This is a genomic window from Telluria sp. ZT3P26, assembly GCF_059686035.1.
The window spans coordinates 125,230-145,624 of sequence record NZ_JCASII010000003.1; the positions used below are offsets into that span (position 1 = coordinate 125,230).

The following is a 20,395-nucleotide window of genomic DNA, read 5'->3' on the forward strand; positions in this document are numbered from 1 at the left end:
TATGCACTATGTGTCCACCCGCGCGACGAGCGCGTCCGCAGCACGCAATCCCGACAATTTCTGTGACATCCTGCTGGGCGGCCTCGCCCCGGATGGTGGCCTGTACCTGCCGGCCGAGTACCCGCAGGTCACGAGCGCCGAGCTCGATGCGTGGCGCACGCTGTCGTACGCCGACCTGGCTTACGAGATCCTGCGCAAGTTTGCCACCGACATCCCGGACGCCGACCTCAAGGCCATCACCACGCGCACCTACACGCCCGCCGTCTATTGCAATGCCCGCGCCGACGAGTCGGCCACCGAGATCACCCCGCTGCGCGTGCTGGAAAACGGCCGCAATGGCAAGCTGATTCTGCAGGGGCTGTCGAATGGCCCGACGCTCGCGTTCAAGGACATGGCGATGCAGTTGCTTGGCAACCTGTTCGAGTATGCGCTGGCCAAGAACGACGACGCGCTCAACATCTTTGGCGCCACCTCGGGCGACACCGGCAGCGCGGCCGAATACGCGATGCGTGGCAAGAAGGGCGTACGTGTCTTCATGCTGTCGCCGCACGAGCGCATGAGCGCATTCCAGACCGCGCAGATGTTCAGCCTGCAAGACCCGAACATTTTCAATATCGCCGTCAAGGGCAACTTCGACGATTGCCAGGACCTGGTCAAGGCGGTGTCGAACGACCTCACGTTCAAGGCGCGCCAGAAGATCGGCACCGTCAATTCGATCAACTGGGCACGCGTCGTGGCGCAGGTCGTGTACTACATCCGCGGCTACCTGGCGGCCACCACCAGCAACGACCAGAAGGTCTCGTTCACCGTCCCATCCGGCAACTTCGGCAATATCTGCGCCGGCCACATTGCCCGCATGATGGGCCTGCCGATCGACAAGCTGGTGGCCGCCACCAACGAAAACGACGTGCTCGACGAATTCTTCCGCACCGGCGTGTACCGCGTGCGCAAGGCGTCCGAGACGTACCACACGAGCAGCCCGTCGATGGACATCTCGAAAGCGTCGAATTTCGAGCGCTTCGTGTATGACCTGGTGGGCCGCGACGCCGAACGCACCCACGCGCTGTTCCGCAAGGTCGACACGCATGGCGGCTTTGACCTGTCCGGCGCGCCTGGCAGCGATGGCGACGAATTCAAGCAGGTGGTCCGCTTCGGTTTCGCGTCGGGCCGTTCGACGCACAACGACCGCGTCGACACGATCCGCGACGTGGCCGACGACTACGACATCACGATTGACACCCACACCGCCGACGGCATCAAGGTCGCGCGCGAGCACATGAAGCCGGGCGTGCCGATGATCGTGCTGGAAACAGCGCTGGCCGCCAAGTTCAACGAGGCGATCCTCGAAGCGCTGGGCACCGACGCCCCGCGCCCGGCCGGTTTCGACGACATCGAGGCGCTGCCGCAGCGCTACGTCGTGATGCCTGCCGATGTGGACCAGATGAAGGCGTACATCGCCGACCACACGGGCCTGTAACATGAACGCACCAGGACAACGACCGCCCATGCTGACGGTGCGCGAGGCGCTGGACGTGCTGCTCGTCGCAGCGCGGCCCGTCACGGACACCGAGACAATTCCCACGCTCGACGCCAACGGCCGCGTGCTGGCAGGCGACCAGCTCGCCACCATTGACGTACCATCGGCCGACAACACGCAGATGGATGGCTACGCCGTGCGCGCTGCCGACTGCGCGAGCGGCGCGGCGACGCTGCGCGTGGCCCAGCGCATCCCGGCCGGCCATGTCGGCCAGCCGCTCGAACCGGGTACGGCGGCGCGCATCTTCACCGGCGCCCTGATTCCGCCGGGCGCCGACGCTGTCGTCATGCAGGAGCAATGCGAGGCCGCTGGCGACAGCGTGACGATCCGCCACGCGCCCGTCGACGGCGAGTGGATCCGCCGCCAGGGCGAAGACATTGGCGCCGGCAGCGCGATCCTGACGGCGGGCACCCGCCTGCGCAGCCAGGAGTTGGGGCTTGCCGCTTCGGTAGGCCTGGCCACGCTGCCCGTGCACCGGCGCCTGCGCGTGGCCGTGTTCTTCACCGGCGACGAACTGGCGATGCCGGGCGAAGTGGCGGCGCGCGACCTGCCACCGGGCGCGATCTATAACTCGAACCGTTTCACTCTGCGCGCGCTGCTGGAAAACTTCGGCTGCGAGATCACCGACTTCGGCATCGTGCCCGACACGCTGGATGCCACGCGCGCCACGCTGCGCGATGCCGCGCAGGCGCATGACCTGATCATCACGTCGGGCGGCGTGTCGGTGGGCGAGGAAGACCACATCAAGCCGGCCGTCGAGGCGGAAGGGCGCCTGTCGATGTGGCAGATTGCCGTCAAGCCAGGTAAACCGCTGGCGTTCGGCGAAGTGCGCCGTGACGGTGATAATGCCTTCTTCATCGGCTTGCCGGGCAATCCGGTGTCGAGCTTTGTCACCTTCCTGCTGTTCGTGCGGCCATTCCTGCTGCGCCTGCAGGGTGTGCGTGGTCCGGTCGAGCCGCGCGGGTATCTGGTGCGGGCCGACTTCGACCTGCCCAAGGGTGATCGCCGCAACGAATTCCTGCGCGCGCGCCTGAATGCAGGCGGTGGTCTGGAACTGTTTGCGAACCAGGGTTCCGGCGTGCTGACGTCGACCGTGTGGGGCGATGGCCTGATCGATAACCCGCCGGGCAATGCCATTGCCGCGGGCGACCTGGTGCGCTTCATCCCGTTCGCCGAACTACAGCATTAGGAAAGTCATGAAGATCAATGTGAAGTATTTTGCCGCACTGCGCGAAGCGGTCGGTACCGGGCAGGAGCAGCTGGACCTGCCGCCGGAAGTGACCACCGTCGGTGCGGTACGCGAACTGCTGCGCGCGCGCGGTGGTGTCTGGGCCGAGGCGCTGGCGCCCGAGCGCGCCGTGCGCATGGCCCATCAGCAGGTGATGTGCGATGGCAGCACGCCCGTCGCAGCGGGCGCCGAAGTGGCGTTCTTCCCGCCCGTGACGGGCGGGTAAGTCCTCTCGCTCAGCTAGATCGCGGCGATCGACTGCTCGGCCAGCGCCATCAGTTTGGCGCAGTTGCTGTTGCGGGCCGCGAAGTCTTTCCAGGCCGTATTGCGCGCCACTTCCTGCCAGCCGCGCAGTGCGTCCGGCGTGAGGTCGACGACGCGCGCGCCGACGCCGCGGTAGACCGTGGCGACTTCGGCATCGTCCATGCGCGCCGAATTCATCGCGAACTGTTCGAGGTCGGCGCCGACCGTCATCACGGCCTGCTGCTGCGCCTTGGTCAGGCGCTCGAACACGCTGCGCGACATCATCAACGGCTCGAACATGAACCAGTACGAGCCGCCGCGCGCCGTGGTCAGCGAGCGGGCGGTCTCTTGCAGGCGGAACGAGATCAGCGATGTGGATGACGTGAGCGCCGCATCGAGCGCGCCGCTGCGCAGGGCGTTGTAGATTTCGTTGGACGGCATGTTGACGACCGTGGCGCCCGCGTTCTGCAGCAGCATGTCCATTTCGCGCGAGCCGCCGCGTACTTTGAGGCCGCGCGCGTCTTCGGGAGTGATGATCGGGTCGCCGCGCGAGGCCACGCCGCCCGCCTGCCAGATCCAGCTGACGATCACGAGGCCCTGCTCGTTGAGGATGCGCGACAGTTCACGCCCGACCGGCGCATTGCGCCAGCCATAGCCCTGTTCGTACGAGGTGACCAGCGCCGGCATCAGGCCGATATTGGCTTCCGGCGCTTCGGCGCCCGCGTACGACAGCGGCACCAGCGCCATGTCGAGCTTGCCGCTGCGCAGCGCGCCGAACTGGGCGCCCGGCTGCATCATGGTCGAGGCCGGGTAGATCGAGAACTTCACGCCACCACGCGTGCGCTTTTCGACCTCGGCCGCGAACATGCGGCACAGGCGGTCGCGGAAGTCGCCCCGCGCGATGCTGCCGCCGGGGAACTGGTGCGAGATCTTGAGATTGTTTGGCTGTGCCCAGGCCGAGCTCATCCAGAGCGGGCTGGTGGCGAGCGCACCGAGTACTGTCCTGCGCGTAGCGAACGATTCGATTTCTACCGACATATACATCCTCCAAGATGTTGTAACGGACTGCCGGGCGAATCGTGGCGGGCCTCGTCAATGCGGGCGTCATCGTTCGCAGCTGGCCACGACAAGAATATGCCTGCTGCGCGGCATGTCAAGCAGAATATTGCAGATCTGACAAAGGGACGATCCTGGCGGACCGTCGCCGTCAGCGCACCTGCTCATCCTTGCAGACGGCGCACGCGATCCCGCGGCTGGCCTGGCGCCAGCGCGAGGCGACGAAGATCGCCGCCGCCGCTGCCGACCAGCCCAGCGTCGTGGGCCAGGTCGCAGCCAGGCTGTCGCCGCGCATCAGGTCGACGGCTGCGAGCAGCAGGAACATGGTGCCGGTGGCCAGCAGGTACTGGCCGATCCAGTAGGTTGCAGGGCGCATGGGAAGGACTCCTTTCAACGACGGTCGAAAAAGCGGCGCAGGATGCCGGCCAGGGCCAGCGGCTGGTCGATCATGAGGAAATGCCGGGACGGCGCGATCGGCACCACCTCGACCGAGGGAATGCCGTCGACCAGGCTGCGGTAATGCGCTACCTTGTCGTCTGCCGTCATGGCGTCCTGCGCCCCATCGTACTGATAAAACGGCGCCACGACCAGCACCGGCGCGGTGATTTTCGCCAATCCCGGGCGCAGGTCGAGCGCCAGTGCATCGGCCACGTAGGCGCCGACGGCGGCGCGGTCGCTGCGCAGCAGCAGCGGCGTGATGTCGTCGGCCTTGCCGACATCGAGCACGCCCTGGCCGCGCATGTACTGGCGCTGCTGGGCCGCCCAGGCATTCGGGTCGTTGACGGCCATCGTGTCGCGCACCCGCTGCGCCGCCTGCGGGCGCTGCGCGGGCGGCATGTTCTCGGTGCCGGGGAACACCGGCAGGCCGTCCAGCGCCACGACGCCGCCGACACCATTGCCCAGGTCCTGCGCCACGGCATAGGCCAGCGTGCCGCCCAGGCTGTGGCCGACGAGGATCGGCTTGTTCAGCTTGCGCTGCGCGATCAGGCCCGCCAGCGCGGCGCGCGCGCCTTCGAATGGCTCGCCGGCGGGCGCCGGGCGGCCATCGAAACCGGGCAGCGTTACCACGTACAGCGTGAACTCGTCCTTGAACTGGCGGATGACGTCCTGCCACACCCATGGGCCGCTGGCCAGGCCGGGAATCAGGATCACCGGGCGGCCCTTGCTGCCGTGGCGCTCGACCAGCAGCGAACCGGATTCGAAGGTTTCCGCCGGCTTGATGCTGGCGGCGAAGCGGTTCGCGCTCTGGGGCGCCGGCGCCGGAGACTGTGCTGCAGCGAAGGGGGCGGCGCCAAGCGCCAGGGTGAGCAACAGTGCAGCTTTCATGCGGTCTCCTGATCAGGTGTGAAGATGGCTTCGACCGGCAGGCCGAACAGCCGTGAAATGGCAAAGGCAAGGGGCAGGCTGGGATCGTAGCGGCCCGTTTCGATCGCGTTGACGCTCTGGCGCGAGACGTCAAGGCGCTCGGCCAGGTCGGCCTGGCTCCAGCCGTGCGTGGCGCGCAGTTCGCGGATCCTGTTTTTCATCGCGTCTGCAGCTTCGTGTGCACCGAGCGTACCAGGCAGACGAGCATGGTCGCGCCGCACAGTACCATCCAGACCGAGAACATCGAGATGCGCGGGTAGCCGGCCGTCTCGAGAAAGCCATAGCTGAACGTCAGCCCGGCAGTGAGTGCAGCGGCCAGCGCGAACGATTCGAGCAGGAAGCTGCGCAGGTATTCGTCGACCCGGCCCAGATGGCGCGCGATGGCCCACAGCGCCAGGCAAAAGCCGATCATCGGCGAGAGCAGCACCAGGACGCGCAACGGGCCGTCGTCCATCGGCCGGCCGAAACGGATGGAGGCCATCAACAGGACGGCGTAGACCAGGAACGCGCCGGCCATCTCGCGCAGGTATGCTTTGTGAACCCGCTTCTCGTGCTTGCTCGCAGCCATCTGGTGCCTCTCGGTGGTTAGTAAAGGATGCTTTACATCGTAGGCCCGTTATTTTGCGATGTCAAGCATCCTTTACATGGTTTTCTGGGACCTGAAACCGACTACAATGCGGGTCCCGCTTTTTCTCGTTGTTCACCATGACCCAGCCTGCCAATCCTGCCGTTTCGCCCCGTGTTGTCGTGATCGGCGGCGGCCCCGCGGGCCTGATGGCGGCCGAGATCCTGGCCGCAGCGGGCGTGCAGGTCGACGTCCACGATGCGATGGCCAGCGTCGGCCGCAAGTTCCTGCTGGCCGGGAAGGGCGGCATGAACATCACGCATTCGGAGCCGTATGCCGACTTCGTGCGGCGTTATCGCGACCGCTCGGTGCACGTGGCCGGCTGGCTCGACGGGTTTGACGCCGACGCCGTGCGCGCCTGGATCCACGACCTCGGCATCGGGACCTTTGTCGGCACGTCGGGCCGCGTGTTCCCGCTCGAGATGAAGGCTGCGCCACTGCTGCGCGCGTGGCTGCACCGGCTCAAGGAAAGCGGCGTGCGCTTTCACATGCGCCAGCGCTGGCTGGGCTGGCAGGAAGGTCGCCTGCGCTTTGCCACGCCGGATGGCGAACGGCTGGTCGACGCGGATGCGACGATCCTGGCACTGGGCGGCGCGAGCTGGGCGCGCCTGGGCTCGGACGGCGCCTGGGTGCCGCTGCTGATGGAGCAGGGTGTCGAGGTGGCGCCGCTGGTGCCGGCCAACTGCGGCTTCGATACCGCGTGGAGCGCGCATTTCAGCAGCCGTTTCGCCGGGGCGCCGCTGTTGACGGTGGCGGCCGGCGTGCGTGGCGAAGATGGCGCCATCGCCTGGCGCAAGGGCCAGTTCGTCGTCACGGCAGGGGGCGTCGAAGGCAGTCTGGTGTACGCGTTGTCGGCACCGCTGCGCGACGCGATCGCGCGCGATGGCACGGCCACACTGTGGCTCGACCTGGCGCCGGATCACAGTGCCGAACGGGTGTTCGACGAGGTCACGCGCGGGCGCGGTTCGCGCTCGATGGCGAGCCACCTGCAAAGCCGGCTCGGGATCAAGGGCGTCAAGGCGGGGCTGCTGCACGAGTGCCTGTCGAAGGAAGACTATACCGATCCGGCGCGGCTGGCCGCGGCGATCAAGGCGCTGCCGGTGACGCTGCTGCGCCCGCGGCCGATCGATGAGGCAATCAGCAGCGCGGGCGGCGTGTGCTTTGCTGCGCTGGAGGGTGAGGGAACCATGCTGCGCGCGCGGCCCGGCGTGTTCGTCGCCGGCGAAATGGTGGACTGGGAAGCGCCGACCGGCGGCTACCTGCTGACTGCCTGCTTTGCCAGTGGCCGCGCAGCAGGACGCAGCGCGCTGGCCTGGCTGAGTGCGGGCGTGCAGTGACATTGCGTGATTTATTCAGGCGCGCGCGCTTGGTAAGATAACCGTTTCGCGCCACGGCAACTCCATGACACTTCCCCGCGTCCTGACGCTCGCAGCCCTTCTCGCCGTCCTGCAGGTTGCCGCTGCCCCCAGCGCGCGTGCCGACATCGGCTGCGGCCAGCCATGCCGCGGCCTGGTGCTCGAAGCGCAGGCGCTGGAAGGCAGCGCCCGCTATCAGGAAGCGCTGACGAAATACAAGGCGGCAGAGCAGGCCGATCCGACTGCCTCGATACCATTGTCGCTGGCCGCTGGCCTGGTACTGAAACTCTCGACGGTGGCGCCGCAGGACAAGGCGCCGCAGCTGCGCGACATGGCGCGCGCGCTGGCCGAGCGCGCGGCGTCGCTGGCCGCGGATGACCCGGTGGCGCAGGAAGTCCTGCGCATGCTCGATGATCCGGCGCCGCCACCGCTGCATCAGCCCAATGCCCGGGCCGCGAAGCTGATGGCCGACGGCGAGGCGGCGTTCGCGCGCCAGGACTGCAAGGCCGCGCTGGCAAAGTACGAAGCGACGATGCTGGCCGATCCGCAGTATTCCAGCGCCTGGGTCGCTGCCGGAAATTGCCACTATATGCAACGGGACTTTACCCGTGCCGAGGCGCTGTTTCGCGCGGCGACCGTCATCGAGCCGCACAATTCGCAGGCCTGGCGCTACCTGTCCGACGCGCTGTTCTACCAGGACAAGCGAGCCGCCGCCGAAGCGGCGCTGTACAAGGCGATCGAAGCGGATCCGTCGCAGCGGCCGAACTGGGGCAAGCTGGCCAGTTACCGGGCCGGCGCCGGCTTGCCATTGAAGGCGCTGGGCCTGCGCCGGGGCGTGCGCGTTTCGGAGAACGCGGACGGCAAGTACGTGATCACGCTCGACCCGCAGACGGACGCGGAAAAGACGCCCGACCACGCGATCCGGCTGGCGCTGGGCATGACCGAAGCGCAGCTGCGCACGGACGACAAGGACCGGCGCAAGTCGGCCTTCGACATCGAACTCGCCAGCTGGCGCCAGGCACTGAAGATCGCCGACGAGGCCGAGGCCAGCGGCGGCGCGGGGCTGACCGATCCGGGCCTGCTGCAGGTCAGGGCGCTGGCGCGCGAGGGGCAGCTCGAACCGGCGATCCTGCTGCTGATGTTCAGACAGGCGTACCGGCCGGCCCTGCAGGCGTGGATGGCGGCCAATCCGGGCGGGGTCAAGTATTTCATCGACCGGTTTGGCGTGATGCCTTGAGGACTCTGCAGCCGGACGCTGGCATCCCGGGCCGGCGGGTATAGTCGACACCATGCCTTCTTCTTCCCGTTATCCGAACACGCCGGACGGCCGCTATTTCGTCGTCAAGGGCCGCCTCTGGCGCAGCAGCAATCCGCACCTGGCGCCGGACGAACGCCAGCAACTGGTCAATCGATTGATGGATGCGCGGCGGCAGGTCGGGACGGCGCTCAAGGCGCGCGATGACGCGGCCGAGCGCGCGGCCCGCGCGGATGTCGATGCGGCCAAGCGGGCGCTGGGCGAGCGCGGGCCGGTCTGGTGGACTGATGGTGCTCCGGACTACAACCGGCGCATGGCGGTGAATACGCCATATGCGGCGTGGTATGCGGGGCTTGATGCGGCGTCGCACGCGCCCGCGTAATGGTCAGTCAGTGACCTTGCCCCGCAGTGCCTTGGTCTGGCTGCTCCGGGTCTTGCCGTCGAGCCGCCGCAGTTGCGAGCCGCGTGTCGGCCGGGTGGGGCGGCGGGTGATTGGCACGACCGCTGCCTTGTCGACCAGCTCCTGCAGGCGCCGTAACGCATCTTCCTTGTTCTGTTCCAGGCTGCGCGACTGCTGAGCCTTGAGGACCAGCACGCCTTCCTGCGTGATGCGCGCGTCGCGCAGCGCCAGCAGCCGCTCCTTGACCGGCTGTGGCAGTGACGAGGCCACGATATCGAAGCGCGCATGCACGGCGCACGAGACCTTGTTGACGTTCTGGCCGCCCGGGCCCTGGGCCCGGATCGCGCTGAATTCGACCTCGGCCGGATTGACTTGTGGAGTGAGTGCGGCCATCTTCGTCCTGGTTGCATGATGCGCCGTGCAGGTTCGCGGCAGCTGGCGCATTGTAAGCGCTGGCGTGCCGGCCTGCTGCATGCGGTGCCTTCATCGCGCAAAACGGGCACGTTGCCAGCAATGATTGTCAAAAGCGACGACAATACCGGCCTACTTTCTTTTGCACGGTGCTGTCATGTCCAATTCTTCCAGTCTGTCGATGGCGCCCCGCGTCGACCTCAATGTGCGCCCGCTTGGCGTGGCGCTGTTCCTGCTCGTCCTCGGCGCGTGGTATCTGGCGCAGGCAGTGAGCGGCCGCCAGTCGGCGCTGTACATCGTCGGCGCGCTGCTCGGCGTGGCGCTGTACCACGCGGCGTTCGGCTTCACGTCGGCCTGGCGCGTGTTCATCGCCGATGGCCGCGGCGCCGGCCTGCGCGCGCAGATGGTCATGCTGGCCGTCGGGGTGGCGCTGTTCTTCCCGGCGCTGGCTGCCGGCACGCTGTTCGGCAACCCGGTGACGGGCCTGGTGCAGCCGGCTGGCACGTCGGTGATCTTCGGCGCGTTCATTTTCGGCATCGGCATGCAGCTGGGCGGCGGTTGCGCCTCCGGTACGCTGTACACGGTCGGTGGCGGCAGCACGCGCATGATCGTCACGCTGCTGTTCTTCATCATCGGCTCGCTGATCGGCACGGCGCACATGCCGTTCTGGACCTCGATGCCGCAACTGGCCCCGCTGTCGGCTGTCAAGGAACTGGGCCTGGCGCCGGCGCTGGCGCTGAACTGGGGCATCTTCGCGCTGATCGCGTTCATCACGATCGTCGTCGAAAAGCGCCGTCACGGCAAGCTGGTCCCGGCGCATGTGCAGCCGCCACATCGCTCGCCCTGGCTGCATGGCCCGTGGCCGCTGCTGGCTGGCGCGCTCGCGCTGGTGGTGCTCAACTTCGCGACGCTGGCGCTGTCCGGCCGCCCGTGGGGCGTCACCTCGGCCTTCGCACTGTGGGGCGCGAAAGCGGCCGCAGTGATGGGTATCGATACGGCCAGCTGGGCCTACTGGTCCACGAAAGCCAATGCCGCCGCGCTGGCCTCGCCGATCTCGCAGGACGTCACGTCGGTCATGGACATCGGCATCGTGCTGGGCGCGATGCTGGCAGCGGCGCTGGCCGGCCGCTACGCGCCCGTCTGGCGCCTGCCCCTGCGCTCGCTGATCGCTGCCATCGTCGGCGGTCTGCTGCTGGGCTACGGCGCCCGCCTGGCCTACGGCTGCAATATCGGTGCGTACTTCAGCGGCATCCTGTCGGGCAGCCTGCACGGCTGGCTGTGGCTGGTCGTCGCCTTCATCGGCAACGTGGTCGGCACCCGCCTGCGCCCCTTCTTCGGCCTCGAAGTCGAGCGCCTCAAACCCACCGCCTGCTAAGCAAAAAGTAGGGTCAGTGTCGATTTATTGATCAATTGATTGACTGAAGTTGTCAAACAATTCGACTCTGACCCTATTTATCCAAAAGACAATTGCCCAACAATTGGGGTCAGAGTCGAATTATTGAGCAACTGATTCGCTGAAGTTGTCAAACAATTCGACACTGACCCTATTTGTTGGGGGGTTATTCTTCGTAGGTGACGCTGCCGCTGCCGGTGCGGCTGGTGCTGCGTTCGGCGGGGTTGCCGTAGACTTCGACGTCGCCGCTGCCGCTCAGGGTGATGCGGATGTTGTCGCGGGCCTGGACGGCGCTGTCGCCGGAGCCGCTTTGGCTGAGCGTGACGTCGCTGGCGCGCAGGTGTTCGGCGTCGAGGCGGCCGGAGCCGGTCGTGTCGGCTTCCAGCGCGCGGGTGGTGCCGGAGACCGTGATGCTGCCCGAACCCATCAGGCGGGTTTCCATGCGTTCCATCGCGGCGCCGCCATTGACGTCCAGGTCGCCGCTGCCGGTCAGGCCGACCGTGGCATCGCGGAAACGGCCATTGAAGCGCACGCTTCCCGAGCCGTTGAGCTGGACTGCAATCGCATCGCCCGAGAAACCGTTGATCGTGCTGTCGCCGCTGCCTTCGATCGTCACCGACGTCAGCACCGGCAGTACCAGGTCGACCACCAGTGGTTCACGGTGGCGCAGCACCATGCCGCGGATGCCGATGCGCAGCACCTTGCCGTCACCCGTGACTTCGACATTGCCCAGCATGCGCTGCTCGCCGCTGACCCGCAGCATCGGCGTGGCGCCGTAGCGAAGGTTCAGGTTGATGGGGCCGTCGACTTCGACGATCTCCACGCCGGCCGGCACCGGGCGCGTATCGTGCGCCACGACGCGGCCCTCGGCAGCGCTGACCGTGCCGCTGGCCTTGAGCATGCTGTAGCTCAGCGCGACGAGCACCGCCGCCAGCACGAGCAGGCTGAAGCCAACTTTCATCAGTGAGCGCATGGCGATTACCCCTTCAACAGTGACATGTTCATGTTCACGTAGCGGCGGATGCCGGCGATCGTGTACTTGCTGAACACCAGCGACAGCAGGAACAGCGCGATACCGCCAACGATCAGTCCGCACCCGAGCACGACCTGCGTCGTGCGCGAATCGGGATCCAGGTCGGTCGTGATCTGGATGCGGCGCTCGGCCACCGCTTCGGCGCCGCGCAGCACGCGCGAGCGCCGGTCACGGTCGTCGACGACCACGTCGGCGGCCGGCTCATTGTCACCAGCCTCGGGCCGCAGATCGGGCCGCAGCACGGGCTCCTCATACACCTGGATGCCATGCTCCCCGATCGAGACCCGCGTCTGCGTCTCGCCCGCACCGTCGTCGTTCGTCGCGTCCATGCGGCTGAGCGGCGCGCTCAGAACCAGCTCATTCGAGCCGGCCAGCCCACTGGCCGTGACGGCGATGCCCGACACGTAGACGCCGAAGGCCGACATGTACAGCGCCATCAGCAGCGACGCGAATACCGCTGCCGGAATCAGCATGAACAGATTGAACACCAGCAGGCCGAAGCCCGACACCACAGTGCGCGCCACGCTGCTGGTTGGCGCCGGTTTGTGGCTCAGTTGCGCAAAATGGGCGTTGGTGCGCAGGGTCAGCGCGACGTCGCGCGGGTCGCCCAGTTCCCTGGCCACATCCGGTTCGGATCGTCCGACGGCTGCGCCATCGACGAAGCGCTGCTCGTACCAGGCCAGCGTCTTGGCCTGCACGTCGGGCGGCAGGCCCATCAACGCCCGCTTGAGCGCGTCGAGGTAATCAAGTTTGGAGAAAAAGTACGCCATACGATGCGCGTTGGGCTAGTGGTGGCCGAGGACGGGAATCGCCCCGATCGCGCTTGCCGTACCGGGCGCGGCGCCACCGATCAGTTCGGGCATGACGAGTACGAGCGTGCTGGCCGCCACAAGAAGCAGCAGGGCGGCCGTACGCAGTCCGAGTCGGGGTGTCATGGTGGTGTCCATCAGGCGTGATTTCGATGGTGCTACTGTACGGCGCCGGGCGCCGCTGCACCATGACCGTGCGACAGGCTGCGCTTTTCGCGGGGCAGGGCGCCGTGGGCGAGGATGGCCGTCGCCGCCGCCTGGCCGCTGCGCACCGCCGTCTCCAGCGTCGCCGGGTAGTCGCTGGCCGTGTAGTCCCCGGCCAGCACCACGCCCGGAAGCGGCGTGACGTTGCCTGGGCGCACCAGTCCGGGCGCGCAGGTGAACGTGGCGCGCTTTTCCGTGATCAGCTGGGTCCAGACAGGTGTGCCCAGTTCGGGCCGGCCAAAGTCGTGCGCCAGTTGCGCCGCGATGGCGCCGGCAAGCGTTTCGCGCGGCAGCGCGGCAGCCTCGGCGGCGGCGCTGACGACCACGGCAAACACGCCGTCCTGGCCGGGATCGAGCTGGGCGCGGTCGAACACGAACTGGCCCCAGCGCCCCGCCTGCGGATCGTCCAGCAGCGCCCAGAACGGCAGGTCCAGGCGCGTGCCCGGTGCGTACTGCAGGTAGCAGGTGGCGATCGGTTCGTACGTGAACGCATCGAGTTGCGCGCTCAGTGCGGCGCAGTCGGCAAACGGCGCCAGCAGCGTCGCGCTGGTGGATGCCGGCGTGGCCAGCACCACGGCATCGACCCGCTCGTCGCCGGCGCCCGTCGTCAGGCACCAGCCAGCGCCATCGCGCGCGAGCGCCGTGACCTTGACGCCCGGCCGCACCGCATGGCCTTCACCGGCCAGCCAGGCGCCGGCAGGTTCCGGGAACAGGGCGCCCATCGCCACACGCGGCAGCAGCATGTCCGAGGCCGCGCGACGGCTTGCGCCCAGGCTGTCGCGCAGCACGGCCAGAAATACATTCGCTGAAGCGCGTTCGGGCGGCGTGTTGAGCGCCGCGATGCACAGCGGGCGCCACATCAGCGTGGTCAGGCGCTCGGTCTGGTCGAAGCGTTCGAGCAGCTCGGCCACCGTGCAATCGACGTCCAGTGCCCAGCCCATCCAGCGTCCGGCGCTGTTGAAGCGGGCCAGCGCGAGCTTGTCGGCGCGCGCCAGGCCTTTCGCGCGCAGCAGCGCGAATGCGAGGTGCAGCGGCGCGGGCAGGCGTGGCGCGACGAAATCCATGCCGGTGCCACCAGGCGGATAGCGCATCTGCACCGGCAGGCGCAGCAGCGCCGCATCGGGATCGACGGCCACCTGGCGCAGCATGCGCAGCGATTCGGCGTAGGCGCCCAGCAGGATGTGCTGGCCGTTGTCCAGCGCCAGGCCGCGCACCTCGACCCCGCGGGCGCGCCCGCCGAGGGTGCGCGCCGCTTCGAACAGGATGACGTCAACGCCCTTGCGCGCGAGCGTCACGGCCGCCGCGCAGCCGGCCCAGCCCCCGCCGACGACTGCGACGCGCAGCCTAGGTGCGGACATACGTCTTCCACGCCAGCCACAGCTTGCGCAGCGGCGTCAGTGAAATGCGCTGGTTCAGCACGTGGTAGCCGTCGCGCTGGATCTCATCGAGCAGCGTGCGGTAGATCGACGCCATCATCAGTCCCGGGCGCTGCGCGCGCCGGTCTTCCTTCGGCAGCAGGGCCAGTGCTTCGTCGTAGATGGCCTGGGCGCGCTTGGCCTGGAATGCCATCAGCGCCTCGAATTTGTCGCTGTGCTGGAGCTTGAGCAGGTCGTTTGCCGTGACGCCGAACTGCTGCAGTTCGTTGACCGGCAGGTAGATGCGGCCCTTGCGCGCGTCGTCGCCCACGTCGCGGATGATGTTCGTCAGCTGGAACGCGAGGCCCAGTTTCTCGGCATACGCGAGCGTCTGCGGATTGGTGTAGCCGAAGATGCTGGCCGACAGGATGCCCACCACGCCGGCCACGTGCCAGCAATAGCGCTGCAGGCCCGGGTAATCGAGGTAGCGGCTCTGGTCGAGATCCATCTCCATGCCGTCGACGATCGCCTGCAGGTGTTGTTCTTCGAGCTTGTAGACCGCGATATGCGGCTGCAGCGCCAGCATCACCGGGTGCGTCGGGGTGCCCGCATACATCTTCGAGACCTCGGTGCGCCACCAGGCCAGCTTGATGCGCGCAACCGAACCGTCGGTGGCTTCATCGACCGTGTCGTCCACCTCGCGGCAGAAGGCGTACAACGCCGTGATCGCGCGCCGGCGTTCCGGCGGCAGGAACAGGAAGCTGTAGTAGAAACTGGAGCCGCTTTGAACGGTCTTTTGCTGGCAGTATTCGTCTGGAGACATGAAAATCGTCGTGGAGTGCGGGTTGGGCGGCTGCGGCACGGCTGTGCCGTCAGGCGAGCATTCTAGCAGGCCAGACAGCGCAGCCGGCGATGTGCGCCGTGACTTTTACATGCGCAGCGCGCCCCAGCCCACGGCAACCCAGTCCGCGGTGGCCAGCGTCGGGCGACGTTTGAACACGTCGTAACCGGCGCGCTCGATCCGGTCGAGGATGCGCAGCCCGCCCTGGACGATCATGCGCAGCTCCCAGCCGATGCGTCCCGGCAGCCGCCGCGCCAGCGGTGCGCCCGACAGCATCAGCGCGCGGGCACGCTCGACCTCGAAGCGCATCAGGGCCTGGAACGGGGCATCGACGATGCCGGCTTTCAGGGCCGTTTCGCTGACCTGGAAGCGCGCGAGATCTTCCAGCGGCAGGTAGATCCGGCCCTTGGTCAGGTCGATCGCGACGTCCTGGATGAAGTTGATCAGTTGCAGCGCGCTGCAGATCGCATCCGAATCGCGCAGGTTGACCGCGTCGTCGGCCTCGTACAGGGCCAGCATCAGGCGCCCGACCGGGTCGGCGGAACGGTGGCAGTAATCGAGCAGGCTCGCGTATTCCTGATAGCGGGGCGTGACGACATCCTGCCGGAAGGCCGACAGCAGGGCGCGCATCGGCTCGACCGACAGACGGTACTGCGCCACGACATGCGCCAGCCGCGCGAACATCGGCTCATCGGGAACGCTGCCGGCCTCGATGCGGTCCAACTGCGCGTCATAGGCTTGCAGCGCGGCCAGCCGTTCACCGGGCGTCGCGTCGCCTTCATCGGCCAGGTCGTCGGCACTGCGGGCAAAGGCGTAGATCGCCTCCACCGCCGGCACCAGGCGGCGCGGCAGCAGAATCGACGCAACAGGAAAGTTCTCGTAGTGGTCAACGGCCATGTTTAGAGGGAAGACGCTAAAGTCGTCACATTGTCTATTTGCATGATTATAATTGCTGAATTACAAACTGGCGCCACCGCAGCATGCGGCGCGCAGCCAGCGTTGGCGCGAGACGCCGCCTGCCAAGTCAAAGGATCACCACCGTGTCAGTCCGTTTTTCTTCCCCAACCTTGCGGGCGGCCGTGGTTGCCCTGTGCGCCGCCGGCGTCCTGACTGCCTGCTCGAAGCCGGCGCCGCCGGCCGAGGACATCCGCCCGGTGCGGGTCGTCAAGCTCGTGGCGGATGCGGGCGCGCAGCAGTCGCAGTTCGCGGGCGACGTGCGGCCGCGCTACGAATCGCAGCTGGGGTTCCGGGTCGGCGGCAAGATCATCGAGCGCAAGGTGGACGTGGGCGCGACCGTCAGGCGCGGCGCGGTCCTGATGCGGCTCGATCCGCAAGACCTGAAGCTGGCCGAAACCCAGGCGCGCGCCACGCTGCGCGCCGCCGAAACCGAGCGCGAACTGGCCGCCGCCGACTACAAGCGGCATGTCAACCTGCGGTCCGAGAATTTCGTCAGCCAGGCCGTGCTCGACGCCAAGCAGAGCGCGCTCAAGGCCGCCCAGGCCAATGTCGAAGCAGCGCGCGCCGGCTTGCGCGGCCAGTCGAACCAGGCCGATTACACGACGCTGGTGGCCGACGTGGACGGTGTCGTTACGGCGATCGATGCCGAAGTGGGGCAGGTCGTCCAGGCCGGCACGCCCGTGGTCCGTGTCGCCCGCACTGCCGAAAAGGACGTCGTGATCGGCATCCCGGAAGACAAGGTGGCGGGCCTGCGCCAGGCGGCCGAGGTCACCGTGCGCCTGTGGGCCGATGCCGGCCAGACCATTCCCGGCAAGATCCGCGAGATTGCCCCGATGGCCGATGCGGCAACCCGCACCTACACCGTGAAGGTCGCGTTGCCCGAGCGCGCCGACGCGCGCCTGGGGATGAGCGCAACGGTGGAACTGGCCACGGGCGCGGTATCGACAGGCGGCCTGCGCGTGCCCTTGAGCGCGCTGGTCAACCACAAGGGCGCAAGCAGCGTCTGGCTCGTCGAAAACGGCGCCGTCAAGCTGGTGCGGGTGCAGGTGACGGGCCAGGTCGATAACGACGTGCTGGTGGCGGGCGCCGTGCGCGCCGGGCAGAACGTGGTCACGGCCGGCGTGAACCTGCTCAAGCCGGGCCAGAAGGTGCGCATCCTCACCGCGGATGTCGCGCGCCGGCTTGATGCCGAAGCGGCCATGAGCGCCAAGGATGGGGCCGCGCAATGAAGGGCTTCAACCTGTCGCGCTGGGCGCTGGAACACATCCCCCTCACGCGCTTCCTGATCGCGGCCTGCCTGCTGTTCGGCATCCTGAGCTACTTCGAACTCGGGCAGGACGAAGACCCGCCCTTCACCTTCCGCGCGATGGTCGTGCGCGCCGTGTGGCCGGGCGCTACCGCGCTGCAGATGGCCGAGCAGGTGACCGATCCGCTCGAGCGCAAGCTGCAGGAGACACCCTACGTCAAGAGTATCCGCAGTTTTTCCAAGCCGGGCGAGACCACGATCCTGATCGAGCTGCGTGAATCGACGCCGCCCAAGGAAACCAGCGCGGCGTGGTACCAGGTGCGCAAGAAAATCGGCGACATGACCGTCACGCTGCCGCAAGGCGTCATCGGCCCGTTCTTCAACGACGAATTCGGCGATACCTACGGCTCGATCTTCGCCTTGTCGGGCGACGGTTTCACGTATGGCGAAATGCGTGACTACGCCGACTTCGTGCGCCAGCAACTGCTGCGCGTGCCGCTGGTGTCCAAGGTCGAGCAGTTCGGCGTGCAGAACGAAAAAGTCTATATCGAGTTCTCCAGCAAGAAATTCGCCCGGCTGGGCGTGCCGTTCGAGCAGATCGTGAACCAGATCGCCACGCAGAACGCGGTCGAGGCCAGCGGCGTGCTGGTCACGCCGACGGACAATCTGTCGGTGCGCGTGACGGGCGCGCTCGGTACGCTCGACCAGATCGAGGCGCTGCAACTGCGCGCTGGCGGCACCACATTCCGTCTCGGCGACTTCGCTACCGTCAAGCGCGGCTACCAGGACCCGCCGGCCGACAAGATGCGCTTCAATGGCAAGGAAGTGATCGGCCTGGGCGTATCGATGGAAAAGGGCGGCAATATCATCACGATGGGCAAGGGGCTGGCCGAAACCGTGGCCCGTATCCGCGCGCAGTTGCCGGTCGGGATCGAGCTTGAACGGGTGGCCGACCAGCCGCAGGCCGTCAAGCAGTCGGTCGGCGAATTCATCAAGGTGCTGATCGAAGCGGTCGTGATCGTGCTGGTCGTGTCGTTTCTGGCACTGGGCCTGCACAGCAAGCCCAAATGGCGCATCGATATCTACCCGGGCCTGGTGGTGGCGCTGTCGATCCCGCTGGTGCTGGCCATTACGTTCCTGGCCATGCGCATGCTCGACATCTCGCTGCACAAGATTTCGCTGGGCGCACTGATCATTGCGCTGGGTCTGCTGGTCGACGATGCCATCATCGCCGTTGAGATGATGGTGCGCAAAATGGAAGAGGGCATGTCGCGCTTCGAGGCTGCCACCTTTGCCTACACGTCGACGGCGATGCCGATGCTGACCGGAACGCTGATCACGGCGGCGGGTTTCCTGCCGATCGGCCTGGCCGAATCGGCGGCCGGCGAATACACGTTCTCGATGTTCTCGGTCAACGGGCTGGCGCTGCTGATCTCGTGGGTGGTGGCGGTGATGTTCACGCCATACATCGGTTTCATGCTGCTCAAGGTCAAGCCGCATGCTGATGGCGACAGTGGCCACGACGTGTTCGACTCCCCGGCCTACCGGCGCTTCCGGCGCATCGTGACCTGGTGCGTCGAGTGGCGCAAGACCACCATTGCGCTGACGCTCGGCGTGTTCGCGCTCGGCATCTTCGGCTTCACCTTCATCGAAAAGCAGTTCTTCCCGGACTCGAGCCGGCCCGAGTTGATGGTCGAGTTGTGGTCGCCCGAGGGCACCAGCTTTGCCGCCAACGAGGCCACCGTCAAGCGCTTCGAGGCATTCCTGGCCAAGCAGCAGGGCGTGCACAGCGTGACGAGTTACGTCGGCACCGGCAGCCCGCGCTTCTATCTGCCGCTGGACCAGATCTTCCCGCAGTCGAACGTCTCGCAAGTGGTCGTGCTGCCGGTCGATAACAAGGCGCGTGACGCGCTGCGCCTGAAGATCGTCGACATCTTCAGGCATGACTTTCCCGAGGTGCGCGGGCGCGTCAGGCTGCTGGCGAATGGCCCGCCGGTGCCGTACCCGGTACAGTTCCAGGTGCTGGGGCCGGACATCGGCACCGTGCGCACCATCGCGGACCAGGTCCGGGCGACGATGCTGGCCAATCCGAGCACGCTGGGCGTCAACGACAACTGGAACGAGTCGATCAAGGTGCTGCGCCTCGACCTCGACCAGGACAAGCTGCGCGCGCTGGGCGTGACGTCGCAGGCCGTGCGCCGCACCGTCAACACGACGCTCACCGGCACCACGGTTGGCCAGCTCCGCGAATCGAACCGCCTGATCGACATGGTCGTGCGCCAGCCGCTTGAAGAGCGCGCAACCATCACGCGCCTGTCCGAAGCGCTGGTGCCCACCGCCGGCGGGCAGGCCGTGCCGATCAGCCAGGTGGCGCGCGTGCGCTTCGTCTGGGAGCCGGGCGTCGTCTGGCGCGAGGGGCGCGAATGGGCAATCATGGTCCAGGCCGATGTGGTCGACGGCATCCAGGGGCCGACCGTGACGGCGCAGGTCGACAAGCAGCTGGCCGCGCTGCGCGCGTCGCTGCCGGCCGGCTACCGCCTGACGGTCGAGGGCGCCGCTGCTGACAGCGCGGATGCCGAAGCATCGATTGCCGCCAATGTGCCGCTGGTGCTGTTCATCGTGTTCGCGCTGCTGATGCTGCAATTGCACAGCTTCTCGCGCTCGCTGCTGGTGTTCCTGACCGGCCCGCTGGGCGTGGCGGGCGCCGCGATGGCGCTGCTGATCCTCGACCGGCCGTTCGGCTTTGTCGCGAATCTCGGCGTGATCGCGCTGTTCGGCATGATCATCCGCAATTCCGTGATCCTGGTCGACCAGATCGAGCAGGACATTGCCACCGGCAGCCATCCGTGGGATGCGATCGTCGAAGCGGCCGTGCGCCGCTGCCGGCCGATCCTGCTCACGGCCGCCGCAGCGGCGCTGGCGATGATCCCGCTGTCGCGCTCGACGTTCTGGGGTCCGATGGCGGTGGCGATCATGGGCGGCCTGATGGTGGCGACGGCATTGACGCTGTTATTCCTGCCGGCCTTGTATGCGGCGTGGTTCCGCGTGAAAAAGCCGGCAGGGGCGGGCGGCAAATGAATGC

21 protein-coding genes are annotated in these 20,395 nt (G+C 67.2%); 9 read left to right on the forward strand and 12 right to left on the reverse strand.

Annotated features, from left to right (window positions below; translation table 11 throughout):
* Position 1: 1 nt before the first annotated feature.
* Genes thrC through moaD form a run of 3 tightly spaced genes read left to right on the forward strand, consistent with a single transcriptional unit; the run spans position 2 to position 2,991 of the window.
* Positions 2-1,477, forward strand: coding sequence for a threonine synthase (thrC, locus tag AC56LN_RS11310; protein ID WP_499571762.1), 1,476 nt, complete (start codon positions 2-4; stop codon positions 1,475-1,477).
* Position 1,478: 1 nt separating this feature from the next.
* Positions 1,479-2,726, forward strand: a complete 1,248-nt coding sequence (locus AC56LN_RS11315) for a molybdopterin molybdotransferase MoeA (RefSeq protein ID WP_499571764.1) — start codon at positions 1,479-1,481, stop codon at positions 2,724-2,726.
* A 7-nt stretch (positions 2,727-2,733) separates the two neighbouring features.
* Positions 2,734-2,991, forward strand: coding sequence for a molybdopterin converting factor subunit 1 (gene moaD, locus AC56LN_RS11320; protein WP_499571765.1), 258 nt, complete (start codon positions 2,734-2,736; stop codon positions 2,989-2,991).
* A gap of 14 nt (positions 2,992-3,005) precedes the next feature.
* Here moaD and dctP read toward each other — a convergent pair whose 3' ends face one another.
* The 5 genes from dctP to AC56LN_RS11345 all read right to left on the reverse strand — a co-directional run bounded on the left by dctP (position 3,006) and on the right by AC56LN_RS11345 (position 5,997).
* Positions 3,006-4,046 (reverse strand): TRAP transporter substrate-binding protein DctP, encoded by a 1,041-nt coding sequence (dctP, locus tag AC56LN_RS11325; protein WP_499571767.1) that lies wholly within the window; start codon positions 4,044-4,046, stop codon positions 3,006-3,008.
* A gap of 169 nt (positions 4,047-4,215) precedes the next feature.
* Complete coding sequence (locus AC56LN_RS11330; protein WP_499571769.1) at positions 4,216-4,440, reverse strand: hypothetical protein; 225 nt, start codon at positions 4,438-4,440, stop codon at positions 4,216-4,218.
* Positions 4,441-4,454: 14 nt separating this feature from the next.
* Entirely contained in the window at positions 4,455-5,390 is a 936-nt protein-coding gene (locus AC56LN_RS11335) for an alpha/beta fold hydrolase (RefSeq protein ID WP_499571770.1), read from the reverse strand.
* Complete coding sequence (locus tag AC56LN_RS11340) at positions 5,387-5,590, reverse strand: helix-turn-helix transcriptional regulator (protein ID WP_482898663.1); 204 nt, start codon at positions 5,588-5,590, stop codon at positions 5,387-5,389. Before AC56LN_RS11340 ends, AC56LN_RS11335 begins: the two co-directional genes overlap by 4 nt.
* Positions 5,587-5,997 carry a hypothetical protein gene (locus tag AC56LN_RS11345; protein WP_499571772.1) on the reverse strand — a complete coding sequence of 137 codons (411 nt, stop codon included), beginning with the start codon at positions 5,995-5,997 and terminating at the stop codon, positions 5,587-5,589. Before AC56LN_RS11345 ends, AC56LN_RS11340 begins: the two co-directional genes overlap by 4 nt.
* Before the next feature lie 137 nt (positions 5,998-6,134).
* On the opposite strand from AC56LN_RS11345, the gene AC56LN_RS11350 reads away from it, so the two are divergent.
* From AC56LN_RS11350 to AC56LN_RS11360, 3 genes are all read left to right on the forward strand, one after another.
* Positions 6,135-7,391, forward strand: coding sequence for a TIGR03862 family flavoprotein (locus tag AC56LN_RS11350; protein ID WP_499571774.1), 1,257 nt, complete (start codon positions 6,135-6,137; stop codon positions 7,389-7,391).
* A gap of 64 nt (positions 7,392-7,455) precedes the next feature.
* Positions 7,456-8,646: a tetratricopeptide repeat protein gene (locus AC56LN_RS11355; RefSeq protein WP_499571776.1), complete on the forward strand. Its 1,191-nt coding sequence runs from the start codon at positions 7,456-7,458 to the stop codon at positions 8,644-8,646.
* 52 nt (positions 8,647-8,698) lie between these two features.
* Positions 8,699-9,046 carry a hypothetical protein gene (locus AC56LN_RS11360; RefSeq protein ID WP_499571778.1) on the forward strand — a complete coding sequence of 116 codons (348 nt, stop codon included), beginning with the start codon at positions 8,699-8,701 and terminating at the stop codon, positions 9,044-9,046.
* A gap of 3 nt (positions 9,047-9,049) precedes the next feature.
* Here the strand turns inward: AC56LN_RS11360 and arfB are convergent, their stop codons facing one another.
* Positions 9,050-9,457: an alternative ribosome rescue aminoacyl-tRNA hydrolase ArfB gene (arfB, locus tag AC56LN_RS11365; RefSeq protein WP_482898668.1), complete on the reverse strand. Its 408-nt coding sequence runs from the start codon at positions 9,455-9,457 to the stop codon at positions 9,050-9,052.
* Between the two features lie 175 nt (positions 9,458-9,632).
* On the opposite strand from arfB, the gene AC56LN_RS11370 reads away from it, so the two are divergent.
* Positions 9,633-10,850: a YeeE/YedE family protein gene (locus tag AC56LN_RS11370; protein WP_499571780.1), complete on the forward strand. Its 1,218-nt coding sequence runs from the start codon at positions 9,633-9,635 to the stop codon at positions 10,848-10,850.
* Between the two features lie 184 nt (positions 10,851-11,034).
* On the opposite strand, the gene AC56LN_RS11375 is transcribed toward AC56LN_RS11370, so the two are convergent.
* The 6 genes from AC56LN_RS11375 to hpnC all read right to left on the reverse strand — a co-directional run bounded on the left by AC56LN_RS11375 (position 11,035) and on the right by hpnC (position 16,007).
* Positions 11,035-11,841 carry a GIN domain-containing protein gene (locus AC56LN_RS11375; RefSeq protein WP_499571781.1) on the reverse strand — a complete coding sequence of 269 codons (807 nt, stop codon included), beginning with the start codon at positions 11,839-11,841 and terminating at the stop codon, positions 11,035-11,037.
* 5 nt (positions 11,842-11,846) lie between these two features.
* Positions 11,847-12,671, reverse strand: coding sequence for a DUF1700 domain-containing protein (locus tag AC56LN_RS11380; RefSeq protein WP_499571783.1), 825 nt, complete (start codon positions 12,669-12,671; stop codon positions 11,847-11,849).
* A 15-nt stretch (positions 12,672-12,686) separates the two neighbouring features.
* Positions 12,687-12,836, reverse strand: coding sequence for a hypothetical protein (locus tag AC56LN_RS11385; RefSeq protein WP_482898672.1), 150 nt, complete (start codon positions 12,834-12,836; stop codon positions 12,687-12,689).
* A gap of 32 nt (positions 12,837-12,868) precedes the next feature.
* Positions 12,869-14,272, reverse strand: coding sequence for a hydroxysqualene dehydroxylase HpnE (gene hpnE, locus AC56LN_RS11390; RefSeq protein ID WP_499571785.1), 1,404 nt, complete (start codon positions 14,270-14,272; stop codon positions 12,869-12,871).
* Positions 14,259-15,092, reverse strand: a complete 834-nt coding sequence (gene hpnD, locus AC56LN_RS11395) for a presqualene diphosphate synthase HpnD (protein ID WP_499571786.1) — start codon at positions 15,090-15,092, stop codon at positions 14,259-14,261. The genes hpnE and hpnD overlap by 14 nt, the downstream gene beginning before the upstream one ends.
* 105 nt (positions 15,093-15,197) lie before the next feature.
* On the reverse strand, positions 15,198-16,007 hold the full coding sequence (gene hpnC, locus AC56LN_RS11400; protein WP_499571788.1) for a squalene synthase HpnC: 810 nt from the start codon (positions 16,005-16,007) through the stop codon (positions 15,198-15,200).
* A gap of 143 nt (positions 16,008-16,150) precedes the next feature.
* Between hpnC and AC56LN_RS11405 the strand changes: the two genes are divergently transcribed.
* Positions 16,151-17,296, forward strand: a complete 1,146-nt coding sequence (locus AC56LN_RS11405; protein ID WP_499571790.1) for an efflux RND transporter periplasmic adaptor subunit — start codon at positions 16,151-16,153, stop codon at positions 17,294-17,296.
* Positions 17,293-20,391: an efflux RND transporter permease subunit gene (locus AC56LN_RS11410; protein WP_499571791.1), complete on the forward strand. Its 3,099-nt coding sequence runs from the start codon at positions 17,293-17,295 to the stop codon at positions 20,389-20,391. The genes AC56LN_RS11405 and AC56LN_RS11410 overlap by 4 nt, the downstream gene beginning before the upstream one ends.
* The last annotated feature ends 4 nt before the right edge of the window (positions 20,392-20,395 follow it).